The following is a 12,944-nucleotide window of genomic DNA, read 5'->3' as shown; positions in this document are numbered from 1 at the left end:
CGCGGGCAGCCCCACCGTCACGGTATGCCGCCCAGGCCGGTGAGCGCGCCGATCGGGTCGAGGTCGGGGGTGCCACGGGGCCACCAGTCCTCCGTGCCGGGTTCCGACTCGTAGGCGTACCAGAGGTGGTTCCGGCCGAGGCGGAGCTGGACGTGGCCGGCGGGGTGGGTGAGCCGGTTGCGCCAGGGCCGGAAGGCGGGCAGGTCGGCGGCGAGGAGCAGCGGGCGGGCCCGGTCGAAGCGGCCCGCCGGCGGGTCCCACGGCTCCTCCAGGACGGCGAGCCCCTCCGGTCCGCCCTGCCGCCAGGCGGCGACCGCGCGGGCCAGGTCGGCGGTCCTACGGCCGGTGGCGGCGGCGAGGGAGGCGTAGAGGGCGCGGGTGGTGGCGGTGAGGCCGGAGCCGGGGCGGGCGGCGGCGAGACGGACGGCGTCCTGCCACAGGGTCAGCTCGGCCACGGGGTCACGTCCCGTGGTGAGCAGGGCGTGGGCGCGGGCGGCCGCGTCGGTGGCGAGCTGGTCGAGGGCGAGCGGGTCCGGGCCGCCGGGGGCGGCGGGGTGGGCCGGTGGCTGCTCGGGGTGCGGGAGCGGGGGCAGCGGGGCGGGGAGCGGCGGGAGGGTGCGCGGGGCGAGGGCGTCGCGGGCGCGGACGCCGGGCAGGGCGGCCGTGTCGTGCGCGTCCTGTGCGGTGCGGGCCGCGCGGGCGGCGCTGCGGCGGGAGAGGGCGTCGAGCAGTGCGCGTTCGCCGCGGCCGCGGAGCAGGAGCAGGACGAAGGGGTCCTCGTCGAGCAGGCGTGCGGTCTGGTAGCAGAGGGCGGCGGCGTGCTTGCAGGGGTGGCCGCGGTCGGGGCAGCTGCACAGCGGTTCGAGGTCGCCGGGGCCGGGGAGCAGGGGGACGCCGCAGTCCGCGAGCGAGTGCGGCATCTCCTTGTCGAGGAGGGCGGCGATGTGGCCCGTCCGTTCCACGGCGGCGTCCAGGAAGCGGTCCCAGTCGGCGTCGGAGAGGGTACGGAGGCGGACCTGGGTGCGGTAGGGGCGGGGGCGGCTGCCGCGGACGTAGGCCAGGACCTGGCCGGGGGTGACGGTGATGGCGTCGACGTTGCCCTGGGCGGCGTAGGTGCGGCCGCGGGTGAGGCGGGCGGGGTCGAGGGCTCCCGCCTCCAGGGCGGTGAGCCAGGCGTTGCCCCACCAGGTGTGGGCGAACGGTTCGCGTGTGGCTCCGCCGGTTTGGGCGGGGAAGGTGGCGAACGTTCGCCGGAGGTCGCCGTCCCGGGAGGGGGCGGCCATGGTGCGGGGGGTTGGTGTGCGGGTGGGCGCGGAAGGGGGTGGGGTGTTCGGTGCGTTGGCGGGTGCGGGTGGGGTGGGGCTGGTCGCGCTCCGCGGTGGAACCGCAGATTGATCCAGTCCCGCGCCCCTGGCAGTGGGCGGAGGTTGCGGGGTGGCGTCGGGTGCGGTGCCCTCGGGCGCCGGAGAGCTCGGGGTGTTCGGTGCGTTGGCGGGTGCGGGTGCCTTCGGGCTCGTCGCGCTCCGCGGTGGAACCGCAGATTGATACACTCCCGCGCCCCTGAGGGTGGCCCTGGCTGTGCGTAGGGCCGCGCGAGCGGCGTCGCCCGGGCGGGCCGGCTTCGCCGGTTGTGGGGCGGGGCGGGGCCGCTCCGCTTCCGGCTCCGCGTGGTGCGCGCGGGCGCGGGCCTCGCGCAGGGCCTTGCGAGCCGCGTCGCCGGGCCTGGAACCCTCGTCGCCGTTCTCCTTGTCCGCCGTCATGACGTCGTTCTCCTCAGCGAGACGAGGTCGGACAGTTCGCGGTCGGTCAGTTCCGTGAGGGAGGTCTCGCCGGAGCCGAGGATCGCGTCGGCGAGGGCGCGCTTGGAGCGCAGCATGTCGTCGATGCGGTCCTCGACCGTGCCCTCGGTGATCAGCCGGTGCACCTGCACCGGCTGGGTCTGCCCGATGCGGTAGGCGCGGTCGGTGGCCTGTTCCTCGACCGCCGGGTTCCACCAGCGGTCGACATGGACGACGTGCCCCGCCCGCGTGAGGTTCAGGCCCGTGCCGGCGGCCTTGAGGGAGAGGACGAGCACCGGCGTCGTACCGGCCTGGAAGCGGTCCACCATGCGCTCGCGTTCCGGCACCGGGGTGCCGCCGTGCAGCAGGTCGGCGGGGACGGCGCGGGCTGCCAGGTGCGCGGTGATGAGCCGGGCCATGCCCACGTACTGGGTGAAGACCAGGGCGGAGCCGTCCTCCGAGAGGAGCGTGTCCAGGAGTTCGTCGAGGAGGGCCAGCTTCCCGGAGCGTTCCCCGAGGGACCGGGCCGTGGCCGGGTCCTCCTTGAGGTACAGCGCGGGGTGGTCGCAGATCTGTTTGAGGGACGTGAGGAGCCGCAGCACCATGCCGCGCCGGGCGATGCCCTCGGCCGTCTCGATCGCGAGCATCGACTCGCGCACCACCGCCTCGTAGAGCGCGGCCTGTTCGCGGGTGAGCGGCACCGGGTGGTCGGTCTCCGTCTTGGGCGGGAGTTCGGGGACGATGCCCGGGTCGGACTTCTTGCGGCGCAGCAGGAAGGGCCGGACCAGCCGGGCGAGGCGCTCGGCGGCGCCGGGGTCCTCGCCGCCCTCGACCGCGCGTGCGTGCCGGGCACGGAAGGACTTCAGGGGGCCGAGCAGCCCGGGCGTCGTCCAGTCCAGCAGCGCCCACAGCTCGGAGAGGTTGTTCTCCACCGGCGTGCCGGTCAGCGCGACCCGGGCGGGTGCCGGGATCGTGCGCAGCGCCTTGGCCGTGGCCGAGTAGGGGTTCTTCACGTGCTGCGCCTCGTCGGCGACGACGAGCCCCCAGGGCTGTTCGGCCAGCCGGGGCGCGGCCGAGCGCATGGTGCCGTAGGTGGTGAGGACGAAGCCGCCGTCGAGCCCGTCCAGCGTGCGGTCGGGGCCGTGGAAGCGGCGGACGGGGACGCCGGGCGCGAAGCGGGTGATCTCCCGCTGCCAGTTGCCGAGCAGGGAGGCGGGGCAGACGACGAGCGTGGGCTCGGGGCGGGCGCGGCGCAGATGGAGCGCGATCAGGGTGACCGTCTTGCCGAGGCCCATGTCGTCGGCGAGGCAGCCGCCGAGGCCGAGGGAGGTCATCAGGTCCAGCCAGGCCAGTCCGCGCAGCTGGTAGTCGCGCAGCCGGGCGTCGAGGCCGGGCGGCGGCTCGACGGCCGTGATGCCGGCGGTGAGCCGGTCCCGCAGGGCGGCCAGCGCACCGACCGGGACCGCCTCCACGGTCTCGCCGTCGACCTCCGCCGTGCCCGTGAGGGCGACGGACAGCGCGTCGACCGGGTCGAGCAGACCCAGCTCCCGTTTGCGGGCCTTGCGGACGAGGGCGGGGTCGACGAGCACCCACTGGTCGCGCAGCCGGACCACCGGCCGGTGCGCCTCCGCGAGGGCGTCCATCTCGGCCTCGGTGAGCGGGTCGCCGCGCAGGGCGAGCTGCCAGCCGAAGCGGAGCAGGTCCTCGCTCTCGAAGAAACCCGTGCCGTCGGTGGCGGAGCCGGGGGCCGGGTGCAGTACGGCGGTGGCGGTGAGGTCCTGGGCGAGGTCCCGCGGCCAGTGCACGGCGACGCCGGCGGCGCCGAGGCGGGTGGCGGCGACGCCGAGGAGGTCGGTCAGCTCCTCCTCGGACAGGGCCAGTACGTCGGGCACGTCCTGTTCCGCGAGCCGGTCCAGGGGCGGCCAGACGCGGGCCGCGCGGCGCACCGCGAGCGCGGCGTCCACGCGCGCGCGGGGCCCGAACGCCGCGTCGGACTCCCCCGCCCACAGGGCGGCGGCGTCGGTGACGAGCGTGGGGTCGGCGAGGCTGTGCACCTGGACGACGGCCGCTCCCGCGCGCGAGGCGCCCTCGGTGTCGTCGAACAGCTGGTACGCCGACAGGTCCAGGCGCAGCGAGATCCGTACGCCGGTGTCCATGCCGGCGGCGACCTCGGCGGCCCAGTCCCGGGCGCCGGGCAGGCGGGTGGTGGCGCGGGCGGCGAAGGGCCGGCCGGAGACGTGTGCCGCGGCGGGGGTGCGGGGCAGGGTGTCGGCGACCGCGTCCAGGAAGGCGCGCACCAGGGCCTCGGGCTCGGGCAGCCGGAGCGGGCCGCGCCCGGGGAGCGGCACGGCGTGCCCCTCGTGGGGGAGGGCGGCGGCGATGGCCCTCAGGTGGGCGATGTCGTCCCGTTCCAGGGGGCCCGCGCGCCAGGCGTCGTACCCCTCGGCGGTGAGACCGGGCAGCAGCCGGCCGCGGGCGACGAGCCGCAGGGCGTGCAGCGCGGCGGCGCCCCAGCAGGCGGTGGCGGGGTGGGCGCCCGGGGTGTGCCGGGCGGCGGTGAGGACGGGCAGCGCGGCCGCGACGGTGAGGGTGCGTGCGGGCACGGTGGCCCGGCGGACGGTGGTGCCGTGCGGCCGTACGACGACCAGGTCCTCGGCGGCGGGTGGCACGATGCCCTCGGGATCCGGGTCCCAGAAGGCGACGCGGCCCTGCCGGGGCACGGGGGCGGGCAGGAAGACGGCGGCGAGGCGCGCGGGCACCCGCGCGAGCGCGTTCTCCCTCTCCATCTCCATACGTACGGTCACCTCCCGCCCTTCTCGTCGTGTCAGGTGTCTACGACTGTACGGGCGGGGTCTGACAATCGGCTCCGGAGCCGGTGCCGGGGCGGCTCGGGCGGCCTCGCGGCGGCCCGCTGGCCCTCGGCCGGCGGGAACCGGGGCGCGCCCGGTCTACGGCACCGTGCGCGAGACGACGTACACCATCGGGTGCTTCGGGTTGGAGCGGTTGACCACGATGTCGTGCGTGGGGGCCGGGTCCTTCTGCTTGTGGACCAGCCCGTACCAGGGGCCGGGCCCGCTGAAGTCCCAGCCGATGACCCGCTGGTCACGGGTGCCGATGGCGATGTCGTCCTGCTTCAGCGCGGCCATGCCGGTGCCGGTCTCGCGCAGGAAGCGCTCCAGTCCCTCGTTGCTGGTCAGGAACTGGGTGTAGAGCCGGCTGGTCTTCCAGTTGTTGGTCTCGTAGTAGGCGACGTCGCGCGAGTACGGCGGGATGGGCACCTGGTAGAGGCGGCGCTGCACGCGCGAGGGCCAGCCGGCGGTGAGGCCGGTCGCCGACCACTTCTCCTCCTTGTCCTTGCCGCTGTCCCGGCTCTGGTTGGCGGAGATCACCAGATAGCCGGCCGGGACGCCGATGAGCAGCACGATCGTCAGGAGGGTGAGCGCGCGCCGGCGGATCATGTGCCGGCGGTCCTCGGGCGGACGCGCGGGCTTCTCCGAAGCGACGGGCTGGTGGGGTACCGCGGCGGACGTCACGAGGCGCCCTCCCGCTCGGTGCGGCGGGACTCGGCGTACCGCTCGTAGCGCTCGTAGCGCTCCACCCGGCGGCGCTTGGCGCGGCGGAAGCGGCGGGCGACGAGGCGGGCCAGGTCGGCGGCGCCGACCATGCCGGCCTCGGGGCCGAGCTGGGCGCGCACGATCCGCGCCTCGGGGCGGTAGCCGCGGCCGGTGAGGTGCCGTTTGAAGGCGTCCCGGGCGGGGCCGATGAGCAGGTCGTCGGCTGCGCTGACGCCGCCGCCGATCACGAAGCAGGACGGGTCGAGGGCGGCGGCCAGATTGGCGATGCCGACGCCGAGCCACTGCCCGATGTCCTGGAGCAGCTCGACGCACATGGCGTCGCCCTCGCGGGCCAGCTCGGTGATCATCGGGCCGGTGATGTCGCCGACCTGCCCCTTGACGTGCTCGATGATCCCGTACGCCACCGGGGAGTCGGCGGCAGCCAGCTCCCTGGCCTCGCGGACCAGGGCGTTGCCGGAGCTGTACTGCTCCCAGCAGCCCCGGTTGCCGCAGGGGCAGCGGTGGCCGCCGGGCACGACCTGCATGTGCCCGAACTCCCCCGCGACCCCGTACTTGCCCCGCTTGACCTGGCCGTCCTCCAGGATGGCGCCGCCGATGCCGGTGCCGAGGGTGATCATGACGAGGTGGTCCTCGCCGCGGCCGGCGCCGAAGCGCCACTCGGCCCAGGCGGCGGAGTTGGCGTCGTTGTCGACCAGGACGGGCACGGCCAGGCGCTCGGCCAGGCGGTCCCGCAGCGGCTCGTTGCGCCAGGACAGGTGGGGGGCGAACAGCACGCGGTTGCGGTCGGCGTCGACCCAGCCGGCCGCGCCGATGCCGACGGCGTGCACGTCGTGCCGGTCGGAGAGGTCGAGCACCAGCTCGGCGATCGTGTCCTCGACGACCTTGGGGCTCTTGGACTTGTCCGGGGTCTCCGTGCGCAGCCGCTCCAGGATGTTGCCGTCGGCGTCCACGACGCCCGCCATCACCTTGGTGCCGCCGATGTCGATGCCGACGGTCGGCACGCGGGGCGCCGTCAGGTGCGAGCGGCGCTCACGGGTGCCGACGGTGCGCAGGGCGGTGGCGCGGCGGGAGCCGATGGGGGCGCCGGCGGTGGCTCTGGCGGCGCCCAGTGCGCGGGGGAGGGAGAGGTCGCGGTAGGTGCTCATCGTGGCCGATTGTGCCGTATGACTCCGTCGGTTGGGGGGTGGGCTCCCTGCCCGGGGGGTTCTTGTGGCCGGGGGTTGGGAGGGTGTGTGCGGTTTGTTTTCGGGTGCGGGTGCGTTGTGGTTGCTCGCGCAGTTCCCCGCGCCCCCAAGACTGCATGGCTGCCCTCAAGCCGATCCATCTGTGGCCGCAACCCGCAGTTCATGCCTCAGGGCTTCCAGTTCCGAGCCCCCCGCCATCTGGGCCGTCAGCTCTTCCAGGGTGACCGTTTCCCTGGTGTACGTCGCTGTTGTCGTGCCTCTGTTGAGGAGGGTGTAGTGGTCGCCGACCAGGTGGGCGTGGTGGGGGTTGTGGGTGATGAGGACCACGCCGAGGCCGGCGTCGCGGGCGGCGGTGACGTACTTGAGGACGACGCCGGACTGTTTGACGCCGAGGGCCGCCGTCGGTTCGTCGAGGACGAGTACCTTCGCGCCGAAGTGGACGGCGCGGGCGATCGCGACGCACTGGCGTTCGCCGCCGGAGAGGGTGCCGATGGGCTGGTCGACGTCGCGCAGGTCGATGCCCATGCGCAGCAGTGCCTCGCGCGTGGTGCGGCGCATGAGGCCGGTGTCCAGTCGCTTGAGGGGGCCGAGGCCCTTGCGGGGTTCGGAGCCGAGGAAGAAGTTGCGCCACACCGGCATCAGGGGGACGACCGCGAGGTCCTGGTGGACGGTGGCGATGCCGCGGTCCAGGGCCTCGCGCGGGGAGGCGAGGCGGGTGGGTTCGCCGTCCAGTGCGAGGGTGCCGTCGTCGTGCGGGTGCAGTCCGGCGATGATCTTGATGAGGGTGGACTTGCCGGCGCCGTTGTCGCCCAGGACGCAGGTGATCTCGCCCGCGTGGACGCGCAGGGAGACGTCCTGGAGGGCGCGGACGTTGCCGTAGCGCTTGCTGACGCCGGTCAGCTCCACGAGGGGCGCGCGGGTCGCGGGCGCGGTCACTTGTTCGCCTCCGCGCGCCTGCGGACCCAGGTGTTGAGCAGGGTCGCGAGGAGCAGCATGGCTCCGAGGAAGAACTTGAACCAGTCGGGGTTCCACTCCGCGAAGACGATGCCCTTGCTGACCATGCCGAACAGCAGCGCGCCGAGGGCCGAGCCGGCGGCGGAGCCGTGGCCCCCGGTGATCAGACAGCCGCCGATGACGGCGGCGATGATGTAGATCAGTTCATTGCCGACGCCCTCGCCGGACTGCACGGCGTCGTACGCGAAGAGGAGGTGCTGTCCGCCGATCCAGGCGCCGAACGCGACGCCCATGTGGAGACCGATCCTGACCTTGGTGACGGGAACGCCGACCGCGCGGGCGGCGTCCGCGTTGCCGCCGACCGCGTAGATCCAGTTGCCGGCGCGGGTGCGCAGCAGGATCCAGGAGGCGACGGCGACGAGGGCGAGCCACCACAGGACGGTGATCCGGATCTGTACCCCGCCGATCGAGGGGGCGGAGGCGAAGACGGCGTGCGCGGCGGGGAAGCCCGCCATGTCGGCGATCGTCTTGGTGGAGACGGTGCCGTCGATGAGCTTGGTGAGGCCCAGGTTGGCGCCGGTCAGCATCAGGAAGGTGCCGAGGGTGACGATGAAGCTGGGCAGCTTCGTACGGGTGAGGACGTAGCCGTTGAACGCGCCGAGCCCCAGGGTGGCCAGGAGCGAGACGCCGGCGCCGACCCAGACGTTCGCCGTCATCTGATAACTGAACATCGAGGAGATCAGCGCGGAGGACGTCACCATGACGCCGGCGGACAGGTCGAACTCGCCGCCGATCATGAGCAGGGCGACGGGCACCGCCATGATGCCGATGGTCGAGGCGGCGTACAGGACGGTGCTGAGGCTGGAGGCGCGCAGGAAGCCGTCGGCGGCGAGCGCGAAGAAGGCGAAGACGGCGAGCGCGCCGACCAGTGAGCCGAGCTCGGGGCGGGTGAGGAGGCGGTCGAGGGGCGAGGTGGCGAGCAGCCGCTCGTCGGAGGTGGCGGCGCTCATCGGGTGCCCCGCTCGGTGTAGCGGCGCAGTTCGGCGGCCTGGTCCTTGGTGACGATCTGGGGGCCGGTGAGGACGGGTTTGCCGCCGCCGAGTGCGTCGGCGTTGTACTTGTACAGCCAGAGCAGGTCGACGGCCTCGTAGCCCTGGAGGTAGGGCTGCTGGTCGACGGCGAAGCCGAGGGTGCCCTTCTGGAGTCCGGCGGCGACCTTGGCGTTGAGGTCGAAGGTGTCGATCTCGGCCTTGCTGCCGGCGTTCTCCTCGGCCTTGACGGCGGTGTCGGCGTAGGGGGCGCCGAGGGTGACGACGGCGTCCAGGGAGGCGTCGGACTGGAGCTGGGCCTCCAGCGCGGACTGCACGTCGGGCATGCTCGTGCCGTTGACGTACAGGTCGCGCACGGTGCCGTCGAAGGTCTTCCTCACGCCGTCGCAGCGCTGCTCGTGGCCGACGTTGCCCTGTTCGTGCAGGACGCACAGGACCTTCTTGCGGCCACGCCGGTTGAGCTCCTCGCCGACGGCCTCGCCGGCGGTGGTCTCGTCCTGGCCGACGTGGGTGAGCGCGCCGAACTCCTTGGACTCCGCGGAGCCGGAGTTCACCGTGATCACGGGGATGCCGGCCTCCCTCGCGCGGGCGAGGGACGCCTTGAGCGCGTCGGGCTTGGCGAGGGAGACGATGATGCCGTCGACCTTCTTGTCGATCGCGGTCTGGACGAGCTGCGCCTGCTCCTTGGCCTCGTCGTCGTGCGAGTAGAGGAAGTCGACGTTGTCCTTGACGGCGGCCTGCTTGGCGCCGCTCTGCACGATGTCCCAGAAGGTGTCGCCGTCGCCGGAGTGCGTGATCATCGCGAAGGTCCAGAGGGGCGTCGACACCGCCGCCCGGCCCTGCGCCGACGCGGCCCTGCGGGCGTCCTCGGCGCGCTTGCCGCCGGTCGCGCTGCAGCCGGCCAGGGAGGTCCCCAGCACCGCCGCCAGCGCGATGATTGCCCAGCTCCGTCTCCGTACCACGAGACCGTCGCCCTTCTTGTCACCACTCGATCGAACAGACATTCCGTCCGATTATCGGTGATGCCGTGCGTGTATACGGACACGGGGCGCCCCGGGCAGGCGCCGGCGTACGGCGCGAAGGCCGAGGTCAGGGGGCCGATTCGCGCGCGGCGGGCGGGTGTTGGGGGTCGCGGGGGCGGTCGCTCAGCCGCGGACGAGGAGCTGAAATTCGAACGAGTAGCGGCTGGGGCGGTAGGTGTGCGTGCCGTACTCGACGGCGCGGCCGGTGTCGTCGAACGTGGTGCGCTGCATGGTCAGCAGCGGGGCGCCGGCGGGCTCGTCCAGCCGCTCCCCCTCCGCCGCGGTGGCCGCGCGGGCGCCGATGGACTGCCGGGCGCTGTGCAGGGTGATACCGGCCGCGCGCATCATGCGGTACAGGCCGGTCGCCTCCAGCTGTCCGCTGTCCAGGTCGAACAGCCCGGTCGGCAGGTAGTTGCACAGGTGTGCCATCGGCTCGCCGTGGGTCAGTCGCAGCCGCTCGATGCGGTGCACCTGGGTGCCCTCGGCGATCCCGAGGGTGGCGGCGACCTCGGCGGGGGCGGGCTCCAGGATGTTGGCGAGGACCTCGGTGGCGGGGCGCTGCCCGGCCGCCTCCAGGTCGTCGTAGAGGCTGCTGAGCTCCAGCGGGCGCTTGACCTGGCTGTGCACGACCTGGGTGCCGACGCCGCGCCGGCGCACGAGCAGCCCCTTGTCGACCAGGGACTGGATGGCCTGGCGCACCGTGGGCCGGGAGAGCCCGAGGCGCGCGGCGAGCTCGATCTCGTTGCCCAGCAGACTGCCCGGCGTCAGGGTCCCGTGCTCGATCGCGGCCTCGAGTTGCTGGGAGAGCTGGAAGTAGAGCGGCACCGGACTGCTGCGGTCGACGCTGAGTTCGAGCGACACGACGGGGTCCACCTCTGGTTTGGGCACGGCCCGAGCGTAGTCGCGGCGCCTGGGGACGGGAAGTTGCGCAGTCCGATTGTCCGGACAAACCATTGACACCGTGACGGCTGTCACCACACTTTGTTCACATGCGCATCGGACTCATCGGGGCGGGCCGGATCGGCACGCTCCACGCGGCCACGCTCAGCCGCCATCGCGACGTGGGGTCGCTGATCATCACGGACGTCGACCCGGCACGGGCCCAGGCGCTCGCCGACCGGCTGGGGGCGACGGCGGCGCCCGGAGTGGACGAGATCTTCACCTGGGGCGTGGACGCGGTGGTCATCACGGCGGCCACCACGGCGCACGGCGAGCTGATCGGCCGGGCGGCGCGGTCGGGGCTGCCGGTGTTCTGCGAGAAGCCGGTCGCGGTGGATCTGCCGGGCACGCTGGCCGCGCTCGCGGAGGTGAAGGCGGCGGGGACGGTGCTGCAGATGGGGTTCCAGCGCCGGTTCGACGCGGGGTACGCCGGCGCGCGGGAGGCCGTGCGCGCCGGGCGGCTCGGCCGGCTGCACACCGTACGGGCGCTGACGGCGGACCGCACGCCGCCGTCGGCCGCGCATCTGCGGATCTCGGGCGGGTTCTTCCGGGACACCCTGGTGCACGACTTCGACATGGTGCGGTGGGTGACCGGGCGCGAGGTCGTCGAGGTGTACGCGGCCGGGGCGGACGCCGGGCCGGAGGTGTTCCGGGAGACGGGCGACGTGGACACGGCGGCGGCCGTGCTCACGCTGGACGACGGGGTGCTCGCGACGGTGACGGGGGCGCGGGTGAACGGGGCGGGGTACGACGTGCGGATGGAGTTGGCGGGCGAGCGGGACACGGTGGTGGTGGGGCTGGACGACCGTACGCCGATCGCGTCCACGGAGCCGGCCGGGCCGCCGGCGGCGGACAAGCCGTGGCCGGGGTTTCTGGAGCGGTTCGCGCCGGCGTACGAGGGGGAACTGGGGGCGTTCGTGCGGGTGGTGCGGGGGGAGGCGGAGAATCCGTGCGACGGGTGGGAGGCGTTGGGGGCGCTTCGGGTCGCGGAGGCGTGTGAGGTGTCGCGGCGGGAGCGGAGGGTGGTGCGGGTGGAGGAGGTGGCGGGGGGTTAGGGGCGGGAAGCCAGGGGGTGGGGGTGGGTGGGCTCGCCACCCACCTACTACCAACGAATGGGCAAGGCGCGGAAACCCCGCATCAGCATGCCCGGTACCCGTGGGCCCGGGGGGCCGTCGAGGGTCAGGTGGGGGCAGCGCTCCAGTAGGGAGCGCAGTGCCGTGCGGGCCTCCAGGCGGGCCAGGGGGGCGCCCAGGCAGAAGTGGAGGCCGTGGCCGAACGCCAGGTGGCCCTGGGGGGCGCGGCGGATGTCGAAGCGGTCGGGCTCGGAGTAGCGCGCCCCGTCCCGGTTGGCCGAGTCGAGGCCGACCAGTACCCCCTCTCCCCTGCCGATCAGCCGCCCGCCCAGCTCCACGGGCTCCGCCGCGAAGCGGAACGTGGCCGTCTCCACCGGGCCCTCGTAGCGGAGCATCTCCTCGACCGCGCCGTCCATCAGCGACATGTCGGCCCGCAGCGCCGCCAACTGCTCGGGGTGGGTGAGCAGCCCGTACACCCCGTTGGTGAGGAGGTTGACCGTCGTCTCGTGGCCGGCGACGAGGAGAATGAAGGCCATGCCGCGCAGTTCCGTGCGGGAGAGCCGGTCGCCGTCCTCCGCGCGGGTGCGGATGAGGTCGCTGAGCAGGTCGTCGCCCGGAGCCGAGGAGCGTTTGTCCTCGATCAGCTCGTCCAGGTACGCGGCCATCTGCCGCATCGCGGTGAAGTGGCTGTCCCCGGCGGTCGGCGTCACGACCTCCGTCGACATCGTGCGGAACGCGTCGCGGTCCAGGTCGGGCACGCCGAGCAGCTCGCAGATGACGGTGATGGGCAGCGGGTAGGCGAAGGACTCCACCAGGTCGGCGCGGCCGCGGGGCAGCATCGCGTCCAGCAGGTCGTCGGTGACCCGCTGCACGCGCGGGGCCAGCGTCTGGATGCGCCGCGCGGTGAACGCCCGGGTGACCAGCGACCGCAGCCGGGTGTGCTCGGGCGGGTCGGAGACGAGCACGTGCCGCCCCATCATCTGCTCGTCGAAGCCCGGTCCGCCGAGCTTGCGGACGTCCTTGGCGAACCTCGGGTCCGCGAGCGCCGCCCGCGCCTCGTCGTACCCCACGACCAGCCAGCACTCCCACGGATCGGGCCCCGGCAACCGCACCCGGTGCACGGGCCCCCGCTCCCGCAGCTCCGCGTAGACCGGGAACGGGTCCTCGGCGAACGCCGTGCCGTACTGCCCGAGGTCGATCACGCCGCCCACGAATCCCACGACTCCCCCTTCGTCCGTCCTGCGTCACGCTTCCCGCTCCGGGCCGTCACACGGTGCAACGTACGGGCCCGCCGAATGGTGCCCGCTGCCGCCGCACCCGCCGGGACGACGGGGTGTCCGCCCGTCTCCCTTCCACCCCGGTGGAAGAAT

Annotated in this window: 10 protein-coding genes; 1 reads left to right on the top strand and 9 read right to left on the bottom strand. The window is 73.8% G+C overall.

The features are described from left to right. Nucleotides 1-17: 17 nt before the first annotated feature. The 8 genes from OIE12_RS26810 to OIE12_RS26775 all read right to left on the bottom strand — a co-directional run bounded on the left by OIE12_RS26810 (nucleotide 18) and on the right by OIE12_RS26775 (nucleotide 10,423). Nucleotides 18-1,760 carry an SWIM zinc finger family protein gene (locus tag OIE12_RS26810; RefSeq protein ID WP_443053915.1) on the bottom strand — a complete coding sequence of 581 codons (1,743 nt, stop codon included), beginning with the start codon at nucleotides 1,758-1,760 and terminating at the stop codon, nucleotides 18-20. After that, nucleotides 1,757-4,570 (bottom strand): SNF2-related protein, encoded by a 2,814-nt coding sequence (locus tag OIE12_RS26805; protein ID WP_329142241.1) that lies wholly within the window; start codon nucleotides 4,568-4,570, stop codon nucleotides 1,757-1,759. Before OIE12_RS26805 ends, OIE12_RS26810 begins: the two co-directional genes overlap by 4 nt. A 156-nt stretch (nucleotides 4,571-4,726) precedes the next feature. After that, nucleotides 4,727-5,311, bottom strand: coding sequence for a sugar kinase (locus tag OIE12_RS26800; RefSeq protein ID WP_329139574.1), 585 nt, complete (start codon nucleotides 5,309-5,311; stop codon nucleotides 4,727-4,729). Further along, nucleotides 5,308-6,498 (bottom strand): ROK family glucokinase, encoded by a 1,191-nt coding sequence (locus OIE12_RS26795; protein WP_329139572.1) that lies wholly within the window; start codon nucleotides 6,496-6,498, stop codon nucleotides 5,308-5,310. The genes OIE12_RS26800 and OIE12_RS26795 overlap by 4 nt, the downstream gene beginning before the upstream one ends. 165 nt (nucleotides 6,499-6,663) lie before the next feature. Further along, complete coding sequence (locus tag OIE12_RS26790) at nucleotides 6,664-7,473, bottom strand: ATP-binding cassette domain-containing protein (RefSeq protein ID WP_329139570.1); 810 nt, start codon at nucleotides 7,471-7,473, stop codon at nucleotides 6,664-6,666. Then, nucleotides 7,470-8,501: an ABC transporter permease gene (locus tag OIE12_RS26785; protein ID WP_329139568.1), complete on the bottom strand. Its 1,032-nt coding sequence runs from the start codon at nucleotides 8,499-8,501 to the stop codon at nucleotides 7,470-7,472. The genes OIE12_RS26790 and OIE12_RS26785 overlap by 4 nt, the downstream gene beginning before the upstream one ends. After that, the gene (locus tag OIE12_RS26780) at nucleotides 8,498-9,502 is read right to left on the bottom strand and encodes a sugar ABC transporter substrate-binding protein (protein ID WP_329142238.1); all 1,005 of its coding nucleotides are present in this window, start codon (nucleotides 9,500-9,502) and stop codon (nucleotides 8,498-8,500) included. The genes OIE12_RS26785 and OIE12_RS26780 overlap by 4 nt, the downstream gene beginning before the upstream one ends. A gap of 183 nt (nucleotides 9,503-9,685) precedes the next feature. Beyond that, the gene (locus tag OIE12_RS26775; protein WP_329142236.1) at nucleotides 9,686-10,423 is read right to left on the bottom strand and encodes a GntR family transcriptional regulator; all 738 of its coding nucleotides are present in this window, start codon (nucleotides 10,421-10,423) and stop codon (nucleotides 9,686-9,688) included. A gap of 128 nt (nucleotides 10,424-10,551) precedes the next feature. Here OIE12_RS26775 and OIE12_RS26770 point away from each other — a divergent pair, with 128 nt between their 5' ends. After that, nucleotides 10,552-11,556, top strand: coding sequence for a Gfo/Idh/MocA family protein (locus OIE12_RS26770; protein WP_329139566.1), 1,005 nt, complete (start codon nucleotides 10,552-10,554; stop codon nucleotides 11,554-11,556). 47 nt (nucleotides 11,557-11,603) lie between these two features. Here the strand turns inward: OIE12_RS26770 and OIE12_RS26765 are convergent, their stop codons facing one another. After that, complete coding sequence (locus OIE12_RS26765) at nucleotides 11,604-12,785, bottom strand: cytochrome P450 family protein (protein ID WP_329142234.1); 1,182 nt, start codon at nucleotides 12,783-12,785, stop codon at nucleotides 11,604-11,606. Nucleotides 12,786-12,944 lie beyond the last annotated feature (159 nt).

Origin of the sequence: Streptomyces sp. NBC_00670 (assembly GCF_036226765.1) — a bacterium.
Classification (GTDB): domain Bacteria; phylum Actinomycetota; class Actinomycetes; order Streptomycetales; family Streptomycetaceae; genus Streptomyces.
Note: the sequence above shows the minus strand (reverse complement) of the source record. Positions and strands in the feature narration are given on the sequence as shown.

Excerpts from the sequence above, each read along its gene's own strand:
- OIE12_RS26785 (WP_329139568.1), bottom strand. The coding sequence starts at position 8,501 with ATGAGCGCCGCCACCTCCGACGAGCGGCTGCTCGCCACCTCGCCCCTC.
- OIE12_RS26805 (WP_329142241.1), bottom strand. The coding sequence starts at position 4,570 with ATGGAGATGGAGAGGGAGAACGCGCTCGCGCGGGTGCCCGCGCGCCTC.
- OIE12_RS26770 (WP_329139566.1), top strand. The coding sequence starts at position 10,552 with ATGCGCATCGGACTCATCGGGGCGGGCCGGATCGGCACGCTCCACGCG.
- OIE12_RS26810 (WP_443053915.1), bottom strand. The coding sequence starts at position 1,760 with ATGACGGCGGACAAGGAGAACGGCGACGAGGGTTCCAGGCCCGGCGAC.
- OIE12_RS26795 (WP_329139572.1), bottom strand. The coding sequence starts at position 6,498 with ATGAGCACCTACCGCGACCTCTCCCTCCCCCGCGCACTGGGCGCCGCC.